This window comes from Sphingopyxis sp. SCN 67-31, from assembly GCF_001725095.1.
The window spans coordinates 58,740-79,879 of the sequence record NZ_MEFH01000063.1 but is presented as its reverse complement, the minus strand read 5'-3'; the positions used below and the strand labels follow the sequence as shown (position 1 = coordinate 79,879).

At 69.4% G+C, this 21,140-nt stretch carries 25 protein-coding genes; 17 read left to right on the top strand and 8 right to left on the bottom strand.

Translation table 11 applies throughout. The annotated features are described in order from the left end of the window. Nucleotides 1-138 (bottom strand): flagellin N-terminal helical domain-containing protein (locus ABS88_RS13070; protein WP_502686150.1); only part of this gene is annotated, 138 nt, incomplete at its 3' end. Between the two features lie 245 nt (nucleotides 139-383). Between ABS88_RS13070 and fliE the strand changes: the two genes are divergently transcribed. The 17 genes from fliE to ABS88_RS12985 all read left to right on the top strand — a co-directional run bounded on the left by fliE (nucleotide 384) and on the right by ABS88_RS12985 (nucleotide 14,120). After that, the gene (gene fliE, locus ABS88_RS13065) at nucleotides 384-725 is read left to right on the top strand and encodes a flagellar hook-basal body complex protein FliE (RefSeq protein ID WP_067112328.1); all 342 of its coding nucleotides are present in this window, start codon (nucleotides 384-386) and stop codon (nucleotides 723-725) included. 3 nt (nucleotides 726-728) lie between these two features. After that, nucleotides 729-2,387 carry a flagellar basal-body MS-ring/collar protein FliF gene (fliF, locus tag ABS88_RS13060; protein ID WP_286749961.1) on the top strand — a complete coding sequence of 553 codons (1,659 nt, stop codon included), beginning with the start codon at nucleotides 729-731 and terminating at the stop codon, nucleotides 2,385-2,387. Continuing rightward, nucleotides 2,380-3,420: a flagellar motor switch protein FliG gene (gene fliG / locus ABS88_RS13055; protein WP_286749960.1), complete on the top strand. Its 1,041-nt coding sequence runs from the start codon at nucleotides 2,380-2,382 to the stop codon at nucleotides 3,418-3,420. Before fliF ends, fliG begins: the two co-directional genes overlap by 8 nt. After that, nucleotides 3,413-4,024 (top strand): FliH/SctL family protein, encoded by a 612-nt coding sequence (locus tag ABS88_RS13050; protein ID WP_067186523.1) that lies wholly within the window; start codon nucleotides 3,413-3,415, stop codon nucleotides 4,022-4,024. Before fliG ends, ABS88_RS13050 begins: the two co-directional genes overlap by 8 nt. Further along, nucleotides 4,021-5,352 carry a FliI/YscN family ATPase gene (locus ABS88_RS13045; protein WP_067112339.1) on the top strand — a complete coding sequence of 444 codons (1,332 nt, stop codon included), beginning with the start codon at nucleotides 4,021-4,023 and terminating at the stop codon, nucleotides 5,350-5,352. Before ABS88_RS13050 ends, ABS88_RS13045 begins: the two co-directional genes overlap by 4 nt. Further along, nucleotides 5,349-5,792, top strand: coding sequence for a hypothetical protein (locus ABS88_RS13040; protein ID WP_212597986.1), 444 nt, complete (start codon nucleotides 5,349-5,351; stop codon nucleotides 5,790-5,792). Before ABS88_RS13045 ends, ABS88_RS13040 begins: the two co-directional genes overlap by 4 nt. Beyond that, nucleotides 5,789-7,150, top strand: a complete 1,362-nt coding sequence (locus tag ABS88_RS13035) for a flagellar hook-length control protein FliK (protein ID WP_286749958.1) — start codon at nucleotides 5,789-5,791, stop codon at nucleotides 7,148-7,150. Before ABS88_RS13040 ends, ABS88_RS13035 begins: the two co-directional genes overlap by 4 nt. A 20-nt stretch (nucleotides 7,151-7,170) precedes the next feature. Then, nucleotides 7,171-7,782, top strand: a complete 612-nt coding sequence (locus ABS88_RS13030; protein WP_067112348.1) for a flagellar basal body-associated FliL family protein — start codon at nucleotides 7,171-7,173, stop codon at nucleotides 7,780-7,782. Beyond that, nucleotides 7,779-8,684, top strand: a complete 906-nt coding sequence (locus ABS88_RS13025) for a FliM/FliN family flagellar motor switch protein (protein WP_286749957.1) — start codon at nucleotides 7,779-7,781, stop codon at nucleotides 8,682-8,684. The genes ABS88_RS13030 and ABS88_RS13025 overlap by 4 nt, the downstream gene beginning before the upstream one ends. Continuing rightward, nucleotides 8,677-9,012: a flagellar motor switch protein FliN gene (gene fliN / locus ABS88_RS13020; protein WP_067112354.1), complete on the top strand. Its 336-nt coding sequence runs from the start codon at nucleotides 8,677-8,679 to the stop codon at nucleotides 9,010-9,012. The genes ABS88_RS13025 and fliN overlap by 8 nt, the downstream gene beginning before the upstream one ends. Further along, nucleotides 9,012-9,287 carry a flagellar biosynthetic protein FliO gene (locus ABS88_RS13015; RefSeq protein WP_067112356.1) on the top strand — a complete coding sequence of 92 codons (276 nt, stop codon included), beginning with the start codon at nucleotides 9,012-9,014 and terminating at the stop codon, nucleotides 9,285-9,287. Before fliN ends, ABS88_RS13015 begins: the two co-directional genes overlap by 1 nt. Further along, nucleotides 9,277-10,068, top strand: coding sequence for a flagellar type III secretion system pore protein FliP (gene fliP, locus ABS88_RS13010; protein ID WP_104960135.1), 792 nt, complete (start codon nucleotides 9,277-9,279; stop codon nucleotides 10,066-10,068). Before ABS88_RS13015 ends, fliP begins: the two co-directional genes overlap by 11 nt. A 10-nt stretch (nucleotides 10,069-10,078) precedes the next feature. Continuing rightward, nucleotides 10,079-10,348 (top strand): flagellar biosynthetic protein FliQ, encoded by a 270-nt coding sequence (locus ABS88_RS13005; RefSeq protein WP_067112359.1) that lies wholly within the window; start codon nucleotides 10,079-10,081, stop codon nucleotides 10,346-10,348. Between the two features lie 7 nt (nucleotides 10,349-10,355). After that, nucleotides 10,356-11,135 carry a flagellar biosynthetic protein FliR gene (fliR, locus tag ABS88_RS13000; protein ID WP_286749952.1) on the top strand — a complete coding sequence of 260 codons (780 nt, stop codon included), beginning with the start codon at nucleotides 10,356-10,358 and terminating at the stop codon, nucleotides 11,133-11,135. A gap of 4 nt (nucleotides 11,136-11,139) precedes the next feature. Then, complete coding sequence (flhB, locus tag ABS88_RS12995) at nucleotides 11,140-12,279, top strand: flagellar type III secretion system protein FlhB (RefSeq protein ID WP_067112365.1); 1,140 nt, start codon at nucleotides 11,140-11,142, stop codon at nucleotides 12,277-12,279. A gap of 63 nt (nucleotides 12,280-12,342) precedes the next feature. Next, nucleotides 12,343-13,719, top strand: a complete 1,377-nt coding sequence (gene fliD, locus ABS88_RS12990; protein ID WP_286749948.1) for a flagellar filament capping protein FliD — start codon at nucleotides 12,343-12,345, stop codon at nucleotides 13,717-13,719. An 11-nt stretch (nucleotides 13,720-13,730) separates the two neighbouring features. Further along, nucleotides 13,731-14,120, top strand: coding sequence for a flagellar export chaperone FliS (locus ABS88_RS12985; protein ID WP_067112371.1), 390 nt, complete (start codon nucleotides 13,731-13,733; stop codon nucleotides 14,118-14,120). A 380-nt stretch (nucleotides 14,121-14,500) separates the two neighbouring features. Here ABS88_RS12985 and ABS88_RS12980 read toward each other — a convergent pair whose 3' ends face one another. The 7 genes from ABS88_RS12980 to ABS88_RS12950 all read right to left on the bottom strand — a co-directional run bounded on the left by ABS88_RS12980 (nucleotide 14,501) and on the right by ABS88_RS12950 (nucleotide 21,134). Further along, nucleotides 14,501-15,565 (bottom strand): sigma-54 interaction domain-containing protein, encoded by a 1,065-nt coding sequence (locus ABS88_RS12980; protein WP_286749946.1) that lies wholly within the window; start codon nucleotides 15,563-15,565, stop codon nucleotides 14,501-14,503. A 179-nt stretch (nucleotides 15,566-15,744) separates the two neighbouring features. Further along, nucleotides 15,745-16,605 carry a flagellar motor protein MotB gene (locus tag ABS88_RS12975; protein ID WP_067112806.1) on the bottom strand — a complete coding sequence of 287 codons (861 nt, stop codon included), beginning with the start codon at nucleotides 16,603-16,605 and terminating at the stop codon, nucleotides 15,745-15,747. Next, complete coding sequence (gene motA / locus ABS88_RS12970; RefSeq protein WP_067112809.1) at nucleotides 16,605-17,468, bottom strand: flagellar motor stator protein MotA; 864 nt, start codon at nucleotides 17,466-17,468, stop codon at nucleotides 16,605-16,607. Before motA ends, ABS88_RS12975 begins: the two co-directional genes overlap by 1 nt. A gap of 91 nt (nucleotides 17,469-17,559) precedes the next feature. Beyond that, entirely contained in the window at nucleotides 17,560-18,390 is an 831-nt protein-coding gene (locus ABS88_RS12965) for a flagellin (protein ID WP_067112811.1), read from the bottom strand. A gap of 16 nt (nucleotides 18,391-18,406) precedes the next feature. Further along, complete coding sequence (gene flgK, locus ABS88_RS12960; RefSeq protein WP_286749944.1) at nucleotides 18,407-19,735, bottom strand: flagellar hook-associated protein FlgK; 1,329 nt, start codon at nucleotides 19,733-19,735, stop codon at nucleotides 18,407-18,409. Beyond that, complete coding sequence (locus ABS88_RS12955) at nucleotides 19,732-20,028, bottom strand: rod-binding protein (RefSeq protein ID WP_076077365.1); 297 nt, start codon at nucleotides 20,026-20,028, stop codon at nucleotides 19,732-19,734. Before ABS88_RS12955 ends, flgK begins: the two co-directional genes overlap by 4 nt. Further along, nucleotides 20,025-21,134, bottom strand: a complete 1,110-nt coding sequence (locus tag ABS88_RS12950) for a flagellar basal body P-ring protein FlgI (protein ID WP_082797209.1) — start codon at nucleotides 21,132-21,134, stop codon at nucleotides 20,025-20,027. The genes ABS88_RS12955 and ABS88_RS12950 overlap by 4 nt, the downstream gene beginning before the upstream one ends. Nucleotides 21,135-21,140 lie beyond the last annotated feature (6 nt).

Below are 21,140 nucleotides of genomic sequence, written 5' to 3'. Positions count from 1 at the left end.
GCCGGCGGCGTCGTCCTTCGCGCTGTTGATGCGCTTGCCGCTCGACAGGCGTTCCATCGCAGTGGCCTGCATCTGATTGGCAACACGCGAGCTGTTCTGGGCCCGCAGCGCGCTCACATTGGTGTTGATGACAGTCATATTAATCCTTTCAGGCCGAGAGGCCGTTCCCGTGGAGTGAGGGCTCAGCGAGCGGTCACGAAGCCAGTAACGGCGGAGCGCGGGTCGGATTAAGCCGCGGTGTCAAAAAAATGTCGGACGCGGCGTCAAGCCTGTCGGCATCCGATCAAATCACTGAAAATCAGCCGATAAATATTCTGGCACGCGCCTTGCATTGTTCTTTGGCGTGCGGCGCGCCGCGCCACGACGGAACCGGATGAGAGCGAATGAGCACCATCGATCAGAGCCGACTGCTGCAGATGCGCAGTTCGATCCTCAATCAGAACCAGGCGCTGCAGCGCGCCGCGGGTCGCGGCGGCATCGACGCGGGCGGCGCCGCGGAAGGGACGCCCGATTTCGGGTCGGCGATCTCGGCCGCGCTCGAACAGGTCAACGCCCAGCAGCATCGGGCGAGCGACGTCAGCGAAGCCTATGAACGCGGCGACACGCACGACATCGTCAGCGTGATGATCGAGCGGCAGAAGGCCTCGCTCGGCTTCGAGACGACCCTGCAGGTCCGCAACAAGCTGCTCTCCGCCTATCGCGACATCATGAACATGCCGGTGTAACCCATGGCCGAAGCCCAAGTCCTGACCCCCGTCGAAACCGCCAACCGCCTGCCCGTCCCAGCGATGGGCGGCCGGTTCGCGCCCGTCCAGCAATTCATCCGCCAGCCCGCGGTCCAGCGCGCGCTGCCCGCGATCGCCACCAGCACCGCGATCGGCATCGCCGCGCTCGCCTGGTTCATGACCTCGGCCGCGCCGCAGACCCAGCTCTTCGCCGGGCTCGACGACGCCGACAAGGCGGCGGTCGCCGACGCGCTGCAGACGCAGGGTATCGCCCACAGCATCGACCCCGCGACCGGCGCGCTGACCGTCGATGCCGACAAGCTCTATCAGGCGCGCATCGCGCTCGCCGGCCAGGGCCTGCCCCGGGCGCAGCCGAGCGGCGACAGCCTGATCGCCGCGCTGCCGATGGGATCGAGCCGCGCGATCGAGGGCGAAACGCTGCGCTCGGCGCGCGAGGCCGACCTGTCGCGGACGATCGAGACGATCGACGCGGTCCGCAGCGCACGCGTCCATATCGCCGCCGCCGAGCCGAGCCTGTTCGTCCGCGAGGACAAGCCCGCGACCGCGTCGGTGATGCTGACGCTGCAGAACGGCCGCTCGCTGTCCGAGGGGCAGGTGCAGGCGATCCGCTTCCTCGTCGCCTCGTCGGTGCCCGGCATGAACGCCGACCAGGTGCAGGTGATCGACCAGCGCGGCGCGCTGCTGTCCGACGGCGCGACGAGCGGCGACATGAAGGCCTTTCAGCTCCAGACGCAGATCGAGGACCGCTTCCGCCGCGCGCTCGAAACGCTGCTCGGGCCGATGCTCGGCGCCGGCAACTACAGCGTCGAGGTCCACGCCGACATCGACATGTCCGAAAGCCAGGCGACGCGCGAAAGCTTTCCCGAGAATGATCGCGCGCTGCGCAGCGAGCAGGTGACGCGCACCGTGAGCGGCCAGGGCACCCCGCCCGCGGTCGGCATCCCCGGCGCGCTGTCGAACCAGCCGCCGCCCGCCACCACCCTGTCGCAGGCGCCCGAGGCGGCGCCGGCCGGGGCGCCCGCCGCCTCGACGCAGAGCAACGAGAATGCCGCCCGCGCCTATGAGGTCGGCCGCGAGATTTCGGTGACGCACAGCCCGCAGGGCCGCCTGCGCCGCGTCTCGGTCGCGGTCGCGCTCAACCAGGGACAGAAGGCGCTGAGCCAGGGCGACATCGCCAAGATCGACGGGCTGGTGAAGGGCGCGATCGGATATGATCAGACGCGCGGCGACATGGTCGCGATCAGCCAGCGCCCCTTCGCCAAGGTCGAGGACAGCGCCCCCGCCTTCTACGATCAGGCCTGGTTCCTGCCGCTGGTCAAGCAGGCCGGCGCGATCCTCGCTGCCCTGCTCGCCTTCCTGTTCGTCGGCCGGCCGCTGATCAAGGCGGCGAAGGCGCGCACCGCCGCGCGTGCCGAGCGCGACGCGGCGATCGAGGAAAGCTTGCTCGCCGCCACCGAAGGCAGTCCCGCGCTCGCCGCGCCCGACGCGCAGCGCGCGAACCGCGAGATCACGCTGGAGATGATCGAGGCGGCGCCGAGCTATGAAGCGCGCGCCAATCTGGTGCGCGCCTTCGTCCGCCAGGATTCGCAGCGCGCCGCGCTCGTCGTCCGCCAACTGATGCAGGAGGCGGCCCGTGGCTGATGTCCTCGACGCCGAGATCGCCCCGCCGGTGGAGGTCCGTCCCGCGATCGACGGGTCGTCGGCCGCGGCGATCCTGCTGATGCTGCTCGACGAAAGCGAGGCGGCGACGATCCTCAAGCATCTCGATCCCGACGAGGTGCGCCAGCTCGCCAAGTCGATGTTCGACACCGCGAACGCGTCGGAAGTGCAGATCGAGCAGGCGCTCGACCGCTTCGTGACGCGCAGCCGCAACGTCAGCGCACTCGCGGTCGGTGCCGACACCCGCATCCGCGCGGTGATCAACCAGGCGGTCGGCAACGTCCGCGCCGACAATATCCTCTCCGCCGTCGCGCCGCAGTCGAGCGCCGCATCGCTCGAGATGCTGCGCTGGATGGACGTCGAGGCGATCAGCGCGCTGCTCGCGAGCGAACATCCGCAGGTCGGCGCGCTGATCCTGTCGGTGCTCGTTCCCGACGTGGCGGCGCGCGCGATCGAATCGCTCGACGAACTGCTCCAGGCCGACCTCGTGTTGCGCGCGGCGCAGCTCACTGCCGTCCCGGTCGCCGCGATCGAGGATCTCGAAGCGGTGCTCACCGCCGCCAATGTCGGCGGGCAGCGCGTCGCGAAGCAGCCGATCGGCGGGCCGAGCGACGTCGCCAAGATCATGAAGGTGATGCCCCGTCACCTGTCCGAGCGCACCATCCGGGCGCTCAAGAAGCACGACAAGCAGCTGGCCCAGACGATCGAGGAGGAAATGTTCATCTTCGAGAATCTGCGCGACCTCGACATGCGCAGCCTCGGCACCATCCTGCGCGCGGTCGACGCCGCCCAGCTCGCGCTCGCGCTCAAGGGTTCGGACGAGGCGATGGCCGACCTCTGCCTGTCGACGATGTCGAAGCGTGCGGCGGAAACGATCCGCGACGAGATGGCCGAAATGACGATGGTCAAGCGCACCGACGTCGACGAGGCGCAGAAGGCGATCATGCAGATCGTCCGCCAGATGGCCGCGAACGGCGATATCGTGATCGCGGGCGGAGCCGACGATTATGTCTGATCGCTCCGTCGAAACCGGCTTCACCCCCGTCCTGCTCGCGGCCGCCCAGGCGCGCGGCGGCGGCTTTCGCCCGCTGCACCTCGGTCCCGCGCCGCGCGCCGCCGAGGCCCCACCGCCCGCCCCCGAACCCGCCGAGGCCGAGCCCGCCGACGATCCGTTCGCGCGCGGTCTGGCCGAAGGCCAGCGCCTCGCCGAGGCCGGCTTCGCGGTCGAGCGCCATCAGCTCCTCGCGCTCGTCGCCGCGGCCGAAGCGCTGCAGGACGAACCGAGCGAGGAACTGGCGCAGCTCATCGCCGAGACGGTCGAGCGACTGGTCCGCCAGATCGTCGAAAGCGCGCCGATCGACGCCGAATGGCTGCAGACGCAGGCCGACATCGCCGCCGCGATGGTCGCCGAGGCCGACAAGGCGCGCACGCTGTGGGTCAACCCCGCCGACGCCGTGCTGCTGTCGGGCAGCGGCATCGCGCTGCCGATCGAGGCCGACGCCGCGATGATGCGCGGCACCGTGCGCATCGAAACCTCGACCGGCTGGATCGAGCACGGCCGCGCCGTCTATCTCGACGAACTGCGCGCCGCGCTGGGCAGCCAGGACGCCGCCGCATGACGCGCCGGCTCGCCATGACCGCGCATCAGCTCCTCGGGCCGATCGACCTGACGCACGCCTCGCCGCGGCGCATCGGCACACTCGTCGCGCACGAAGGGATCATGCTCGAAGTATCGGGTTTCCCGATGCCGCTCGGCAGCAATGTCCGCATCAGGTCGGCGACGGGCGATCCGATCCACGGCGAGGTCGTCGGCTTTCGCGGCCAGAGCAGCCTCGTCCTGCCGTTCGACGCCAACATGCCGCTCGTCACCGGCGCGCCGGTCGAGCCGCACGGCGCGAGCAGCATGGTCGCGGTCGGCAAGGCGCTGCTCGGTCGCATCATCGACGCACAGGGCCATCCGCTCGACGGCCGCCCGCCGGTGCAGTCGCAATTCCAGTGGCCGCTCGCCGGCCGCAAGGTCAATCCGCTGCGCCGCGGCCGGGTGACGAAGCCGCTCAACATGGGCGTGCGCGCGATCAACGGGCTGCTCACCGTCGGCGAGGGCCAGCGCGTCGCGATCATCGCCGGATCGGGCGTCGGCAAGTCGGTGCTGATGGGCCAGATGATCGCCGGCACAGAATGCGACGTGATCGTCGTCGGCCTGATCGGCGAGCGCAGCCGCGAGGTCAGCGACTTCGTCGAGACCAAGCTGCCCCCCGCGGTGCGCAAGAAATCGGTCGTTGTCGCGGTTCCCGCCGACCATCCGCCGCTGCTCCGCCTGCGCGCCGCGATGCGCGCGACCGCGATCGCCGAGGCGTTCCGCCAGGAAGGCAAGAAGGTGCTGCTGCTGATCGACAGCCTGACCCGCGTCGCGCACGCGCAGCGCGAGATCGGGCTGACGCTGGGCGAACCGCCGACGATGAAGGGTTATCCGCCGTCGGTCTTCGCGCTCATCCCCTCGCTCGTCGAGCGCGCCGGCAACGACAGCCAGACCGGCGGCTCGATCACCGCGCTCTACACCGTGCTCGCCGACGGCGGCGACATCGATGATCCGGTCGTCGACAGCGCCCGCGCGATCGTCGACGGCCATATCATCCTGTCGCGCCAGCTCGCCGAACAGGGCGTCTATCCCGCGATCGACGTCGCGCGCTCGCTGTCGCGCACCATGGCCGATTCGGTCGATCCCGACCATGCCGCGGCCGCCGCGCGCTTTCGCCAGCTCTGGTCCGCCTATGAGGAGAATCGCGACCTGATGCTGATGGGCGCCTACGTCGCCGGCAGCGACCCGGTGCTCGATACCGCCATCGCGCGCCGCGCCGACCAACTCGCATTCGTTTCCCAACCCGCCGCCGCGCAGGTCGATTTCCAGACCTCGCGTCAGTCCCTTGTCGAAGGATATTCCGCATGAACGCCCGTACCGCACGCCGCAAACGCATCATCCGCGTGCGCTCCGTCGAACATCAGATGGCGGAGGCCAATCTGGCGCGCGCCAAGGGCGAGCTGGCGAGCCTCGTCGAACTGGCGCAGCGGCTCGAGACGCTGCGCGTCGACCTCGCGATGGCGAAGGGCGCGGTCGCGGGACGCGCGCTCAATTCGGTCGGCGAACTCGGCATGCGGCTCGACATGGCGAAGGAGAATCTCGCCGCGCCGCTCAGCCACGCCAGCGCCCGCCGCGACGAGATGGGCGTGCGCGCGCAGCATGCGATGATCAAGGAGGAATCGGCGGTGCGCCTCTACGAGCGCAGCCGCCGCTCCGACGAGGCCGACATGGAACGCCGTAGCGACGCCAACCGCCCCTTCCGCCGCCGCGCGATGAGCCTGCGCCTGATCGAGGGGGGCGCCGCATGATGAGCACCACCCTGCTCCAGACACCGACGCAGCCGGGCCTCGCCGCGATCCTCGCGGCGATTGGCCAGACTCCGGCGGGCGACGGCGAGAGCGGGTTCGACGAGTTGATCGCCGCCATGCCGGGCGCTGCCGTCACGGCATCGCCTGCTGTGCCGTCCACCACGCCCGTCGCCGACGCGGCAGCGGCGCCGATTGCGGACGCCGAAACCACCTTGCCGGTCCCGGCGCCCGTCGTGCCGGGCGAAGCGGACGCCGCCCCGGTCGAAACCGTTCCCGCGGTGCCGGCAGACGACCAGCCCGTGTCGACCGAAGGTCCGCGACCCGATCTCGCCGGAAAGCCCGCTCCGGCGCCCGCAGCGCAGGTCGCCGGGGGCGAGGTCGAAACCGCGCCGACCCGCACGACGCCGCCGCACCGCCGGCCCGTCGAGGCCGAGGACAACCCCGTTGCCGCCGACCGGCGCGCTGCCGAGGCGGCCGCCAGCCTGATCGCCGTCTTTGCCGGCAAGCACGGCCGCGACGCGGCACCGATTCGCACCCATGCCGCCGCGGCCGAGGGCGAAACGGACGGACCCGTCCCGACGCCCCCCGATGGCGAAACGCCGACCGCCGCGACGACGACGCTGCCCTTCACGGCCGCACAGGCTGACGCATCCGCGCCTGCGCCCGCCACTGCGGCGCCTGCGGCACCGGTGCCCGGCGCTGCCGCAGCCGCGCCGACGCCGGACTTTGCGGGACCGCGCTACGCGGCACCCACGACCCCGGTTACGCCGGCCGTCGTCCGCCCGGACGCGATGCCAACGGCCGATCCGCAGGCGCCGAAGCCCGCCGCGACCGATGGCGGTGCTTCGATGACGGTGCTGTTCACCCAGCCGGCGGCCCCCGCCGCGACGGGTGTCGCGCCGACAGCGCAGCCCGTCCCGGTCGCCGAGCGCACGCTCGACATGGGCAGCGACGATCGCTGGATCGCGCAGCTCGCCGCCGACATCGCCGCGACCAAATCATCCGATGGCGACATCGCCTTTCGCCTGATGCCGCGTCATCTCGGCCGGCTCGACGTCGCGATGCGCCAGGGCGACGAGGGCGTGACGCTGAAGCTCGACACGCAGCATGAGGCGACCGCGACGATCGTCCACGCCGCGCAGGGCCGGCTGGTCGAGGATCTGCGCCAGCAGGGCGTGCGCGTCGCCGGCGCCGAAGTCACCTGCACCCCCGGCGAGACCGGACGCCAGTCGCAGCAGGGCCAGGGCCGCGGCGATCAACCCGCCGGCCAGACCGCCCATCTCATCGAAACCGCCACCGAGCGCGCCGAGCCGCGCGACACCGACCGAGCCGCCGATCGCCGCGGCCGGTTCGCCTGATCAGGAAAGGACAAAGGGTCATGTCCAAGGAACAGACCGAAACGCCCAAAAAGGGCGGCAAGATGAAGAAGATGCTGATGCTGGGCATCGGCGCCGTCGTGCTGATCGGCGCGGGCACCGGCGCCGGCATCTATCTGGGCGGCGGACTCGCGAGCGAGGCCGCGAAGCCCGAGGATCATTATCCCAAGCTGGTGCTGCGCAGCGCCGGCAGCGAAGCCGCGGCCGAGGGCGAAGGCGAGGGCGGCAAGAACGCGCCGCTGAAGGTCGGAACCGTGTCGGTTCCCAACGACCGCTTCCAGATCGATCCGCGCAAATATGAGATCACCTATTATCCGATGCCCGACAGCTTCACGACCAACCTGGCCGACGGGTCGGGCTTCCTGCAGGTCGGGATCAGCCTGTCGACCTTCTACGACGGCAAGGTCATCACCAACATCAAGCGCCAGGAAGTGCCGATCCGCTCGGCGGTGCTGATGGTGCTCGCCGAGCAGGACCCGGCGCTGCTGTCGACATCGGGCGGCAAGCAGCAGCTTCAGCGCCAGCTCACCGGCGCGATCAACCAGGTGCTGCGCGAGAAGGAAGGCTTCGGCGGCATCGACAATGTCTATTTCACCAGCCTGGTGATCCAGTGACGCAGGCCGCCCATACCACCGCCGCGCCCGAAGCCAGGGCGTCGCTGCTGCTGCGCAAGGCGGAGGGCAGCTATGCCTTTCCGGCGCTCGACGGCATCGCCAACCAGTTCGCGCGCAGCCTGCGCGACCTGATCCGTGCCCTCGGCGCGCCGCTGGTGCAGGTCGAGCGCGCGGCGGCCGGCCATATGAGCTTCGCCGACTGGTGCGGGTCGATCGCGCCCGGCATCCACTGGCGCTATCACGCGCCGCCGCTCAAGGGGCCGGTGCTGCTCGGCGCCGGACGCGGGCTCGTCCTCCAGCTCGTCGACATCTTCTATGGCGGCAAGGGCCAGCTCGCGGGCGACCGCGAGGACCTGACCGACGCCGAGGAACGATTCGCCGCGCGGATCGGCCGCGACATGGGGCGGCAACTCGCGATCGCGTGGCGCGGTACGATGGGGATCGAACCCGAACTCGATTGCGTGACCTGCGATCCGGCGAAGCTCGCGGCGGTGCGCGCCGACGACGAACTGCTCGTCCAGCGCTTCACGCTGCGCGGCGCGCCGTTCGACGGCCAGACGATCGTCTGCGCCTATCCGCTCGCCGCGCTGCGCGGAATCGCGGGCGCCGAGCCGGTTCCCGAGATCGACGACCATCCCGCGACCGACCCCGTGTGGGCGGCGAAGCTCGACGGCACGCTGCGCGGGGTACGCCTGCCGGTGCGCTCGGTCCTCGCGCGGCCCGAGATCAGCCTGACGAAATTATTGTCGCTGCAGGTCGGCGATATCATTCCGTTAACCATATCGCGTCATGTCCCGATAACCATAGCCGGCCGGAACTTCGCGGTCGGCAGCATCGGCGAGGCCAACGGCAACGCCGCCATATTGATCGACCGAATCGAAAGAGGATCGGACCATGAGTGACCTGGAAGAAGCCCCGCCCGCCGCGCGCCGCGACCGCCGCGATGCCGGTATCGGCGCGGCGCCCAATTTCGACCTGCTCGCGGGCGTTTCGCTGCGCGTTTCGGTCGAGGTCGGCTCGACCTCGATGACGCTCGCCGAACTGCTCGCGATGACCGAGGGCAGCGTCGTCGAGCTCGACCGCGCCGCGAACGACCTGCTCGACATCTATGCCAACGGCACGCTGATCGCGAAGGGCGAGATCGTCAGCGTCGACGGCCGCTACGGCATCCAGATCGCCGACGTCGTCGCCCCCGACAATCGCCTCGGCGGTTTCGAGCGGAGGGCCTGATGCTCGAATATCTCCTGCGTCTGCTGATCCTGCTGCCGCTGGTCGGCGGCATGGCGTGGGGCAGCCTGTGGCTGTGGAAGCGCGTCCAGATGGGCGGCCCGCTGGCCGGAGCGAGGCAGGAGCGGCCGATCGAGATGGTCGGCGTGCTGCCGCTCGGCCCCGGTACCAAGCTCGCCGTGGTCGAATTCGCCGGGCAGCGGATCCTGCTCTCGGTCTCGCGCGGCCAGGTCACGCGCCTCGCCGACAACAGCCAGGGCGATTTTCATGTCGGCTGATCCGGCCGGGACGACCCGCCGCCGCATCCGCTGGCTGCGTGCCGCCGCGATCGCCGGCGGCGTCGCGCTGCTCGCCGCGGCGCCCGCCGCGCACGCACAGGCCGCCGACGGGTTGACCCGCGCGGTCGGCGAGATCGGCGGCAACGGGCGACCGCTGACGCTGTCGCTCCAGATACTCATCCTGATGAGCCTGCTGACGGTGCTGCCGTCGCTGCTGCTGATGATGACCAGCTTCACGCGCATCATCATCGTGCTGTCGATCCTGCGCCACGCGCTCGGGCTCCAGCAGACGCCGCCGAACCAGGTGCTCGTCGGGCTCAGCCTGTTCCTGTCGCTGTTCGTGATGCAGCCGGTGATCAGCGAAGTGAACCGCGTCGCGATCACCCCCTACGGCCAGGAACAGATCGATATCGGCGAAGCGCTGGTCCGTTCGGGCGATTCGCTGCACGGCTTCATGATGCAGCAGACGCGCAAGACCGACCTGATGATGTTCGCGAAGATCGCCAAGGCGCCGACCTACGCGAGCCCGAAGGACGTGCCCTTCTCGATCCTGCTCCCCGCCTTCGTCACCAGCGAACTCAAGACCGCGTTTCAGATCGGCTTCCTGATCTTCCTGCCCTTCCTGGTCATCGACCTGATCGTCGCCTCGTCGCTGATGTCGCTGGGCATGATGATGCTGTCGCCGACGGTCATATCGATGCCCTTCAAGCTGCTGCTGTTCGTCCTCGTCGACGGCTGGGCGCTGACGATGGGCTCGCTCGCCTCCTCCTTCGGAACCTGAGGGGCTGACCATGGAAGCGGACTATTTCATCGGGGTCGCGCAGCAGTCGCTGTGGGTGCTGGCGCTCGCCGCCGCACCGATCCTGATTCCGGTGCTCGTCGTCGGCGTGCTGCTCGGCATGGTGCAGGCGGCGACCTCGATCAACGAACAGACGCTCAGCTTCGTGCCGAAGCTGATCATCACCGCGGTCTGCCTCGCCATCTTCGGCAGCAGCATCCTCGTGCTGCTCACCGACTTCACCCGCGATCTGTTCGCCCAGATACCCAATCTCGTCCGCTAGCGCCGCGATGGATCCCGCCGACATCCCGAACGTGGAGGCGATGCTCCAGCTCTGGATGCTGGGGATGATCCGCCCCGGCGCGGCCTTTCTGGCGGCGCCGGTGTTCGGCGCGGCCAATGTGCCGGTGCAATTGCGGCTGATCGTCGCGCTCGCGGTCGGCGTGCCCGCGGTCGCCGCTTCGGGCCTTGCGCTTCCCGTCGAGGGAATCGTCTCGCTGCCCGGCTTCCTGCTGATCGTCGGCGAGGTGGTGATCGGGCTCGGCATCGGCTTCGTGCTCCAGATGGGGCTCGCCGCCGCGCTGCTCGGCGGCGAGACGATCAGCAACGCGATGGGCCTCGGCTTCGCGTCGATGATCGATCCGCTGAGCGGCACCGCCAGTTCGGCGATCGGCCAGTTCCTCTCGATGCTGGCGACCGCGCTCTTCCTCGCCGCCGACGGCCACCTGCTGCTCGTCGGCATCATCGTCGACAGCTATACCGCGCTGCCGCCGGGGGGCGCCTTTCCCTCCTTCGCCGCGATCGGCGGCATCCTGCGCTTTGCGAGCCTGATGTTCGCCGCCGGGCTGACGATCGCGCTGCCGGTCGGCTTCGTGCTGATCCTCGTCCAGATGATCATGGGCGTGATCGGACGTTCGGCGCCGGCGATGAACCTGTTCGCGGTCGGCCTGCCCGCGACGCTGCTCGCCGGCGTCGTGCTGCTCGCCATGGCGACCCCGGTGATGGCGGAGGCGATCGCGCGCTTCCTGTCCGACGCGCTCGACATGGCGCGGCAGATCGCGGCGGGCTGACGCGATGTCGGGCACCACCGAAAAGGACCAGAAGACCGAACAGCCGACGCCGAAGAAACGCGCCGACGCGGCGCGCGAAGGCGATGTGCTGATGTCGCGCGAGCTGGCGACGGCGCTGATGATGCTCGCCGGCGCGGGGTGGCTGTTCGCGGCGGGCGGCTGGCTCGTCCGGTCGGCGGGCGAGCTGGTGCGGCGCGGGCTGACGCTCGACGCCGACGACGTCGCGCATTTCGCGCCCGGCGAGGCGGTGCTGCGCAACGGAGTCGAGGTGCTGCTGCCGCTCGCCAGCCTGTTCGCGCTCGCGCTGGTCGCGAGCATCGCGGCCCCCGCGATGCTCGGCTCGCTCGGCTGGCGCGGCAAGGCGCTGGGCTTCAAGGGCAACCGGATCAATCCGCTGAGCGGCATCAAGCGCATCTTCGGCATGCAGGGGCTGATCGAGCTCGCCAAGTCGATCGCCAAGGTGCTGCTGCTCGGCACCATCGGCTATCAGCTGATCGCGGTGAACCTGCCGGCGATCATGACGATGGCATCGACCGACCTCAACGCCGCGCTGGGGCTGGCGGGGAGCGCGGTCGCGCGGGCGATGCTCGCGATGGCGGGCGGGCTGGTCGTCATCGCGCTGATCGACGTTCCCGCGCAATGGTATCAGCGCAACCGCAAGCTGATGATGAGCAAGCAGGAGGTGAAGGAGGAGATGCGCCAGACCGAGGGCGCCCCCGAACTGAAGCAGGCGCAGCGCCAGCGCGCCCACGACATTTTGAGCGGGTCGGCGCGCAAGGCGGTGACCGAGGCGACCGTCGTCCTCACCAACCCCACCCATTTCTCGGTCGCGCTGCGCTATCGTCCCGGCGTCGATGCCGCGCCGGTCGTGGTCGCGCGCGGGCGCGGCGACGTCGCGCTGTCGATCCGCACGCTGGCGCGCGAGGCCGCGGTGCCGATCCTCGAATATCCGCAGCTCACCCGCGCCATCTATTTCACCGCACGCGCCGGCCGCGTGATTCCCGAGGAACTGTTCGTCGCGGTGGCGACGGTGCTCGCCTTCGTCTTCCAGCTCGAACGCGCGGTCGCCGAAGGGCGGTCGCAGCCCGCGGTCGACGTGCCGTCGTCGCACCGCTTCGACCCCGACGGCCGCCGCGCCGCCTGACCGCCGCCGGCGCGCTTAAGGAATCGCGCGCGCCGCCGTTAAGCAGAGCGAAGGAAACGCACCATGGTCAGTTCAATCGCCAACAGCCTCGGCTTCGGCTCGGGCCTCGACATCAAGCAGCTCGTCACCGACCTGTCGAACGCCTCGCGCGAGCCCAAGATCGCGCGCATCGCGACGATGACGCAACAGAACCAGGCGCGGATCAGCGCCGTCGCGCAGGCGAAGTCCGACCTCGAGGGCTTTGCCGATTCGTTGAGTCAGATGATCGCCGACGGCGCGCTGCGCAGCAGCCCGACGGTCTCCGACGACAGCATGCTCGGCCTCAGCGCGCGCGCCGGGCTTCAGGCCGACAGCTTCGCCGCCACCGTCACCGTGTCGCAGCTCGCGCGCGCGCAGACCGCCTATTCGGGGGTCGTCGCCGACCGGGCCGCCGCGATCGGCCAGGGGACGATGACGCTGAGCGTCGGCGGCGTCGACCACAGCATCACCATCGACGCCGCCAACGACAGCCTCGACGGCCTCGCCACCGCGATCAATGCAAGCGGCAGCGGCGTCACCGCGTCGATCGTCGCCGACGAGGGCGGCTATCGTCTGATCCTGAAGGGCGCGAGCGGCGCCGCGAACGGTTTCACCCTGTCCGCCGACGCGGGCGCCGACCCGGGGCTCGCCGCGTTCGGCTATGGCAGCGGCGGCGCCATGACGCTCGGCCAGAGCGCCGCCGACGCGCAATTCACCATCGACGGCGTCGCGTTCAGCCGCCCGAGCAACACGATCGACGACGTTTTGCCCGGCCTGTCGCTGACGCTCAAGAAGGCGGCGCCCGGCCAGCCGGTCGATATCGGCGCCAGCCGGCCGCTCGACATGATCCGCCAGACCGCGGGCGATTTCGTCGACGTCTTCAACCAGCTCAAGAAAAGCCTGACCTCGGCGGCGAGCCTGGCGGGGGGAACGACGTCGCTGCGCCAGCTCGAAAGCGAGCTGGGCAGCCTGGTCAGCAAGACCCTGACCAGCCACGGCAGCATCAACAAGCTGAGCGACATCGGGATCAGCCTGACCAAGGACGGCCTGCTCGCGCTCGACAGCGCCAAGCTCGAAAAGGCGCTCGCCACCGACGCGGGCGCGGTCGAGGCGCTGTTCAACCCGCGCCGCGACGCCACCCACACCGAGGCCACCGATCCGGGCATCGCCTTCGTGCTCGACGCGATCCGCGACAAGGCGGTCGCCAGCGACGGCGTGCTCGGCCGCGCCACGTCGATGCTCGACGCCCGCCGCGCGTCGCTCGCCGAACAGCTCGAGAAGGTCGAGGAGCGCGAGGACATCTATCGCAAGCGGCTCGAGAAGCAGTATGGCGCGCTCGATGCCAAGCTGGCCGCGTTCAAGGCGACGCAATCCTATCTCGAACAGCAGATCGAGATGTGGAACAACCAGTATAAGAATTAGGGACGTCCGCCGTGGCAGCGACCGCATCGACCGTCCGGGCGGCCGGACAATATCGCAGATTGCAGAACGAAAGCCGCGCCGAGTCGGCCGACCCGGTCGAACTCGTCACCATGCTCTATGACGAGCTGGAGACGGCGGTGGGCGTGCTCGCCGCGATGGTGCGGCAGGGCCAGCGCATCTCGGCCACCGAACCCGCGCACCGCGCGCGAGCGATCCTGATCGCGCTCGACGCCGGGCTCGACCACGAGGCGGGGGGCGACGTCGCCGCGTCGCTGTCGCGCGTCTATCGCAGCATGCGCCGCAAGCTCGATACCGCGGTCGCCGCGAACAGCGAGTCCGACCTCGTCGAACTGCTCGACGGCATCCTGACGATCAGTTCCGCCTGGCGGCAACTACGCTAGAGCATCGAGCCTTAGATCCGACCCATCGTCCCGTTCGTGTCGAGCGAAGTCGAGACACCCATCGGCCTTGCGCCACACAGATAGGTGTCTCGACTTCGCTCGACACGAACGGATAAGGGGCGGTGCAGATTTATGGTACGCCGCTCTGGACTCTGATGACTTCTGGCCGGCCCTTCGCCACCCCGGACCTGATCCGGGGAAGCAATCCAGAGCGGTTTGCGCACGCTCTGGATTGCCGCGCTGATACAGGAAAGGCCTTTCGGGGGCAGCCCGAAACGACCTTGCGCCCGGCCGCCCTAGGTGGGGACGGGCGGCCGGGCGACTGGGCAGGGGCGGACCAGAGCCCCTTGTTTCAGCGGTGCTGAACCGGTGTGCGGCGATCACGCCGCCTGTTGGTGGACCCCATATTTGCGCATCTTCTCGATCAGCGTCGTGCGCTTGAGCGTCAGCAGGCGCGCGGCCTCCGAAATGATGCCGTCGGCAAGGTCGAGCGCGACGTGGATCTGTTCGAGTTCGATCGTCTCGATCTCGCGCTTGAGGTCGATCGGGCGCCCCGGCGCCGGCGTCTTGGGATGCGCGGCGTGGAAGGCGGCGTCGTCCGCGCTGGCCTGCACCGCGGCGAAGCTGCTGGGGACAGCCGGCCGCGGCGCAGGCGCTGCGGTGGGGTTCAGAAGGCGCGCGACATCGTCGGCGCCGAGCGTCTCGCCGCCGTGCAGCACGCTGGCGCGCTCGACGAAATTGCGCAGCTCGCGGACGTTGCCCGGCCAGTCATGGCGCAGCAGCACCGCCAGCGCGGCATCGTCGTAACGGCATTTGGCGTCGGCGGGCATCTTGCGCTGGAAATGGCGGATCAGCGCCGGAATATCCTCGACCCGGCTCGCGAGGCTGGGGACCTGGAGCACGATGACGCCGAGGCGGAAGAACAGGTCCTCGCGGAACTTGCCCTCGGCGATCGCGGCGCCCAGATCCTGGTGCGTCGCCGAAATGACGCGGACGTCGACGCGGCGCATCTCGCTGCTGCCGACGCGGACGATCGTCCGCTCCTCGAGCACGCGGAGCAGTTTCACCTGCATGTCGAAGCGCATGTCGCCGATTTCGTCGAGGAACAGCGTCCCGCCGTCGCTCGCCTCGAAATGGCCGATGCGGCGGGCGTGGGCGCCGGTGAAGCTGCCCTTTTCATGCCCGAACAGTTCGGATTCGATGAGGTCGGAGGGAATGGCGCCGCAGTTGATCGCGGCAAAGGCCTTGCCGGCGCGGACGCCTTCGTCGTGGATCGCGCGGGCGACGAGTTCCTTGCCCGATCCCGACGGGCCGCACAGCATCACCGAGGCGTTCGACCGCGCGACGCGCCGGATCATGTCGCGAAGCTGGCAGATCGCCGGGCTGCTGCCGATGATCGATGCCTCCAGCGCCGCCGCTGCCTTGTTGTGCCCACCCTCGGTCATTTTCGTCTCCACCGCGCCCCCCGTCGGCGCCTCTGCGATGGGCAAGAGATTGAGGAAAGTGGTAAACAAAAGATTATCCATCCCGACATAACCCTTTCAAAACAAAGGGATATTGCCATAATGGAAGTAATAGGAACGCAATTGCGTTCTTAACCGTCCGATATGCTGCCAGATTGGCACTAATTATAAGCGGCGGTCCGCCAGCCGAGGGTGATCGAGATGCGGCGGTTGCGCGGATCGAGTCGGTCGGCGGGGACATAGGGCTCGCGATCGGCGACCCCCTCGATGCGCGCGAAGCGCTCGGCGGCGATGCCGCGGAACTGAAGATAGTGGCGCGTCACTTCCGCCCGGTCGACCGACAGCCGCCAGTTGTTCATGCCGCCCTGCGCCGACCAGGGCGCCGCATCGGTGTGCCCGCGGATCATCAGCTGGTTCGGCGCCTCGGCGATCGGCGCCGCGATCTCCGCAAACAACCGCGCACCCTCAGGCGTAAGCTGGCTGGTGCCAATCACGAACATCGAGAAGTCGGCGTCGTCGACGACGTCGATCCGCATCCCCTCCGACGTTTCGGTGAAGCGCAGGTTGCGCGCGAGGCGCTTGAGCTCGCCCTTCTTCTGCACCCGTTCGCGCAGCGACTTGGCGACCTGCTGGAATTTCTCGCGATCCTGCTCGCGTCCCGACGCCTCCTTCGGCCCGCCGACGACGTCGCGCGGGATGGTGATCGAGCGCGTCCCGGTCTGGCCCGCGCGGTGCGGATAATTGTCGGCCGCGATGATCGAATCGCCGCCGAACATGCCGTTCGACCCGGCACTTTCCTGCTTGGTCTTGACGATCGTCGGCGCGAAATAGTCGGCGAGCGCCTTGCGCTGCTTCTCGGTCGTCGCGCCGAGCAGCCACATCAGCAGGAAGAAGGCCATCATCGCTGTCACGAAGTCGGCATAGGCAACCTTCCACGCACCGCCATGATGACCGCCATGCGCCTCCTCGATCACCTTCTTGACGATGATCGGGCGCAGCGGGGTGTTGGGGCGCGCGGCCATTAGCGGCCTCTCATTCCATCAAAGACCTCGGCGAAGCTCGGCTGGTTGTCATGCGCGACGCCCGAACGCGCCGCCTCGATCACCAGCGGCTGCGGATGGCCGTGGAGCGAGGCGATGATGAGCTGCTTCACCGTCTGGTAGATGGCGGCGTCGCTTTCGATCACCGCGCGCGCGCGCGTCGCGAACGGGCCGACGAGGCCATAGGCGAGCAGCACTCCCAGAAAGGTGCCGACCAGCGCCGAGCCGATCATCGCGCCCAGGATCTCGGGCGGCTTGTCGATCGAGCCCATCGTCTTGACGACGCCGAGCACCGCCGCGACGATGCCAAGCGCGGGCAGCGCGTCGGCGAGGTTCTGCAACCCGTCGGCGGGCTTGATCGCGTGGTGATGGTGCGTCTTCACCGCATGGTCCATCACCTCCTCGACCGCATGCGGATCGAGCGTCCCCGACGACACGACGACGAGGCGCAGCGTGTCGCAGATCAGGTGGACGAGCGTCTTGTCCTTGAGCAGCTTCGGATATTGCTGGAACAGCGGCGAGCTGGCGGGGTCCTCGATATGCGGTTCGACCGCGACCGGCCCCTCGGTCCGCATCATCTTCATCAGCGACGAGACGAGCAGGATGCAGTCGAGATAGTCCTGCTTCTTGTACTGCGGCCCCTTGAACACCTTGCCGAGCCCGGCGCCGAGCGCCTTCAGCTCCTGCCCCGAATTGCCGATGATCAGCGAACCGACCGCAGCGCCGCCGATGATCAGCATCTCGTGCGGCAGCGCATGCATGACGGGACCCAGATTGCCCCCGGTCAGCGCAAAGCCCCCGAAAACCAGCAGGATCAGAACGACGATGCCGATAACGGGAAACATGCGGGGTCAACTCCAATCGGGCCAGCGGGGGTCCGGCAAAAAGGGGGGCGCCTTATGCTTAACGGCAGCGCGCGCCGGATATTGAGGGCGATCAGTTCAAAATATCGAACAAGGTCTGGCGGTTGATCTTAGCGAAGGCCGCCTGGGCCGCGCCGAGCGTCAGGTCCTGGGCGTTGAGCTGGGCGATCGCGATCGAAAGGTCGGTGTCCTCGACCGCCGAGCGCTCGTCGGCGAGCGCGATGCCGCGCGCCTTGAGCCCGTCGCCGATCCGTTCGAGCCGCCCGGCCGACAGGCCGATCGCGGCATGCTGGTCGGCGACATGGCCGATCGCCGCCGACAATGCGTCGAGCGCGTCGCCCATGCCGGCGCTGTCGCTCGCCGCCACGGCGGCGGCGGCATCGCGCAGGCCGGTCGACAGACTGTTGCCCCCGACGACGAAAACATCGGCGGCCGAGGGTACCGGCGCGAAGGTCACGTCCGAATCGAAGCGCATCACGCGCGCCGCGCCGCCGGCGAACAGCGGCTCGCCGTTCGAATCGCGGGTCGCCGCCAGCGCGTCGAGCTCGTCGGCGATGGCGCCCAGTTCGGCGGCGACGGTCGCGCGGTCGGTCGGGCTCATCGACCCGGTCGATGCGGAAAGCGTCAGCTCGCGCGCGCGGCCCAGCAGGTCGCTCGCGGTCTTGAGCACGCCGTCGGCCTGCGACGCGAGCGCGGTCGCCGTGTTGAGATTCGCGGTCCAGCCGTCGATGCTCGCCTGCGTCTTGCCGATCGTCGCGATGCGGCGCGCCGCGACGGCGTCGTCGGACATGCGCTGGAGCCGCTTGCCGGTCGAGATCTGCACCTGCGTGCGTTCGAGCTGGTCGGCGAGTTTCTGCTGGCGCGCGATCTCGCGCGTCATGCGATTGCCCACGGCGTTGATCATGGCGACCGCCTTTCCCTTAAAGTGAGCTGAGCAGCGTCTGGATGGTTTCGCGCGCGACCTGGATCGTCCGCGCCGCGGCCGAATAGGCCTGCTGGAAGCGCAGCAGATCGGCCGCCTCGCGGTCGAGATCGATTTCGCTCACCGCGCCGCGCGCCGCGGCCGCGGCATCGCGGCGCGTCGTCGCCGCGGCGTCCTGCGCTCGCGCCGAGGCGGTCGCCTGCGCCTGGGTGGCGAGATGCCCCGACCAGGTGCTTTCAGGATCGCCGTTGCCGCGCATCTCGCCGAGCGCGAGCATGGTGCCATTGCCGCTCGTCGCATCCGCAGCCGCGACCTGATTCGCGGTAAGCGGCGCGGCGGTCAGCGTCGCCGCGCTTGCGGTGCCGGTGAACAGGGCCGCGCCGGGATTGCCGCCCGCATCGAGCCCCGCCTGATGCGCGGCGTTGAGCTGGCCCGCGATCTGCGCCGCCATTGTGTCGAGCCCGGCGCGCTGGTCGGCGACATGGTTCGCCGCCTCGGCCAGTCCCGCGAGCGAACCCGTCGCGTTCGGAAAGGGCGCGCCGCCGATGGTGAAGGCGAGCCGCCCGTCGGCGGCGCTCGTCACCGCGATCGGCGTGACCACGCCGCCGCCGACCAGCAGGTCGCCGCTGCCCGACGCGCGCAGCGTCACCGCGCCATGATTGTCGAAGGTCGCGGTGACCCCCGCCTGCGACGCGAGCTGGTCGAGCAGCCGGTCGCGCTCGTCGAGCAGGCTCGCCTCGTTGGTCGAGCCGGGCCGCGCCTTGCGCAGGCCGATGTTGATCTGTTCGAGCGCGTCGAGGTTGGCGTTGAATGCCTCGACCTCGCTCGTCGCCGCGCCGGCGATGCCGTCGGCCATGCCCGAAAGCTGGCCCGCCGCGGTGCGAAAGCCCGACGCGACGTCGTCGACCGCCTGCAGGAACTGGCTGCGCAGCGTCAGATTGTTCGGATCGGCGGTCAACTGGTCGGCGGTGGTGAACAGCCGGGTCAGCCCGGTCGCGATGCCGTTGGTCTCGTCGCTCAGCGCACCCTCGACGCGGTTCATCCAGTCGAGCCGCGTCGCCGAGCGTTCGGCATCGCCCGAAGAGATGCGCGAATCCTCGATCAGCCAGGCATCGACCGATCGGGTCACGCCGCTGATCTGTACCCCACCCGGCTTGATCGCGCTGCGATAGAGCGGCATGTCGCCCGCGGCCTGGTTTTCGGTGAGATCGAGCGTGCGCCGCGCATAGCCCGGCGTCTGGGCGTTGGCGATATTGTCCCCGATCGTCGACAGCGCGCGCGAATAAGCCTTGAGCCCGCTCGCGCCGATGGCCAGCAGGTCGCTCATTGCACGCCTCCCGCCGCGCGGGCGCGGAACTGCGCCTCGACCATGTCGGCGATGCCGAACTGGCGCATCGCGGCGATGCTGTCGGCGGTTTTCGAATCCGCCATCTCGCGGAAATTGTCGGTCGCGCTCGACCCGAAGATGTCGTCGCCGAGCTTCGCCTGGCGCATCGATGCCATGAGCTGGCGCAGGATCACCGCCTCGAAGGCCTCGGCCGCCTTGCGCAGCCCGCCGTCGCCGCCGCCGGCAGCGGCCGGCGCAGCAGTCGGCACGATCGAAGAAAGAGGAGCCGTCATATGATCACCAGTTCGGCTGTGAGCGCGCCGGCCTGGCTCAGCGCCTCGAGGATGGCGACGAGGTCGCCGGGGGGCACGCCCATGCGGTTGATCGCATCGACAAGCTCGGACAGCGACGCGGTCGGCTGCACCATCATCACCGGGCGGTAGGCCTCGCTGACCTCGATGTCGCTCGACGGCTCGATCGCCGTCTGGCCGCGGCTGAACGGCGCGGGCTGGACCACGGTCGGCGATTCCTTGATCGACACCGTCAGCTTGCCCTGCGTCACCGCCGCGGTGCCGACGCGCACGGCGCCGTTGATCACCACCGTGCCGGTGCGCGCGTTGACGATCACCTTCGCGGGCGGCTCGGCGCGCTGGACGGTCAGATTCTCGACCCGCGAGATCAGCCGCATGCGCTCGTCGCCATTGCCTTCGGCGCGGATCGCGATGCTGGCGCCGTCGATCATCGAGGCGGAGCCGGGCAGCGCGGCATTGATCGCGTCGGCGACGCGCTTGGCATTGGTCGCGTCGAACTGGTGCAGGTTGAAGGTCAGCCAGTCGCCCGCGGCGAAGCCGGTGTCGACCGCGCGCTCGACCGTCGCGCCGCCGGCGATCCGGCCGCTCGACGGCACGTTGACCGTCAGCTTCGACCCGTCGGCGGCATCGACGCCGAGGCCGCCGATGACGAGATTGCCCTGCACCATCGCGTAAATCTGTCCGTCGGCGCCATAGAGCGGCGCGAGGACGAGCGTGCCGCCGCGCAGGCTCTTGGCCTTGCCGATCGCCGAGACCGTGACGTCGAGGCGCTGGCCGGGCTTGGCGAAGGGAGGCAGTTCGGCGGTGATCATCACCGCCGCGGCATTCTTGAGCGCCGGGTTGATCCCGGCGGGCAGCGTCAGGCCGAAGCGCGATACCGCGCCCTTCATGCCGAGCGTCGCATAGTCGAGGCTGTCGTCGCCGGTGCCCGCGAGCCCGACGACGATGCCGTAGCCGGTGAGCTGGTTGGCGCGCAGGCCTTGGAACTGGCCCATGTCCTTGATGCGCTCGGCATGCGCCGGCGCCGCGAAAACGAAGCTCGCGAGCAGCAGGGCGAAGAGGGCGAACAGGGTGGGACGCTGGGCCACGACGGG

Coding starts and splice junctions, on each gene's coding strand:
- fliE (WP_067112328.1), top strand. CDS start 384: ATGAGCACCATCGATCAGAGCCGACTGCTGCAGATGCGCAGTTCGATC.
- fliF (WP_286749961.1), top strand. CDS start 729: ATGGCCGAAGCCCAAGTCCTGACCCCCGTCGAAACCGCCAACCGCCTG.
- ABS88_RS13050 (WP_067186523.1), top strand. CDS start 3,413: ATGTCTGATCGCTCCGTCGAAACCGGCTTCACCCCCGTCCTGCTCGCG.
- ABS88_RS13045 (WP_067112339.1), top strand. CDS start 4,021: ATGACGCGCCGGCTCGCCATGACCGCGCATCAGCTCCTCGGGCCGATC.
- ABS88_RS13040 (WP_212597986.1), top strand. CDS start 5,349: ATGAACGCCCGTACCGCACGCCGCAAACGCATCATCCGCGTGCGCTCC.
- ABS88_RS13035 (WP_286749958.1), top strand. CDS start 5,789: ATGATGAGCACCACCCTGCTCCAGACACCGACGCAGCCGGGCCTCGCC.
- ABS88_RS13030 (WP_067112348.1), top strand. CDS start 7,171: ATGTCCAAGGAACAGACCGAAACGCCCAAAAAGGGCGGCAAGATGAAG.
- fliN (WP_067112354.1), top strand. CDS start 8,677: ATGAGTGACCTGGAAGAAGCCCCGCCCGCCGCGCGCCGCGACCGCCGC.
- ABS88_RS13015 (WP_067112356.1), top strand. CDS start 9,012: ATGCTCGAATATCTCCTGCGTCTGCTGATCCTGCTGCCGCTGGTCGGC.
- fliP (WP_104960135.1), top strand. CDS start 9,277: ATGTCGGCTGATCCGGCCGGGACGACCCGCCGCCGCATCCGCTGGCTG.
- ABS88_RS13005 (WP_067112359.1), top strand. CDS start 10,079: ATGGAAGCGGACTATTTCATCGGGGTCGCGCAGCAGTCGCTGTGGGTG.
- fliR (WP_286749952.1), top strand. CDS start 10,356: ATGGATCCCGCCGACATCCCGAACGTGGAGGCGATGCTCCAGCTCTGG.
- flhB (WP_067112365.1), top strand. CDS start 11,140: ATGTCGGGCACCACCGAAAAGGACCAGAAGACCGAACAGCCGACGCCG.
- fliD (WP_286749948.1), top strand. CDS start 12,343: ATGGTCAGTTCAATCGCCAACAGCCTCGGCTTCGGCTCGGGCCTCGAC.
- ABS88_RS12980 (WP_286749946.1), bottom strand. CDS start 15,565: ATGACCGAGGGTGGGCACAACAAGGCAGCGGCGGCGCTGGAGGCATCG.
- ABS88_RS12975 (WP_067112806.1), bottom strand. CDS start 16,605: ATGGCCGCGCGCCCCAACACCCCGCTGCGCCCGATCATCGTCAAGAAG.
- motA (WP_067112809.1), bottom strand. CDS start 17,468: ATGTTTCCCGTTATCGGCATCGTCGTTCTGATCCTGCTGGTTTTCGGG.
- ABS88_RS12965 (WP_067112811.1), bottom strand. CDS start 18,390: ATGATCAACGCCGTGGGCAATCGCATGACGCGCGAGATCGCGCGCCAG.
- flgK (WP_286749944.1), bottom strand. CDS start 19,735: ATGAGCGACCTGCTGGCCATCGGCGCGAGCGGGCTCAAGGCTTATTCG.
- ABS88_RS12955 (WP_076077365.1), bottom strand. CDS start 20,028: ATGACGGCTCCTCTTTCTTCGATCGTGCCGACTGCTGCGCCGGCCGCT.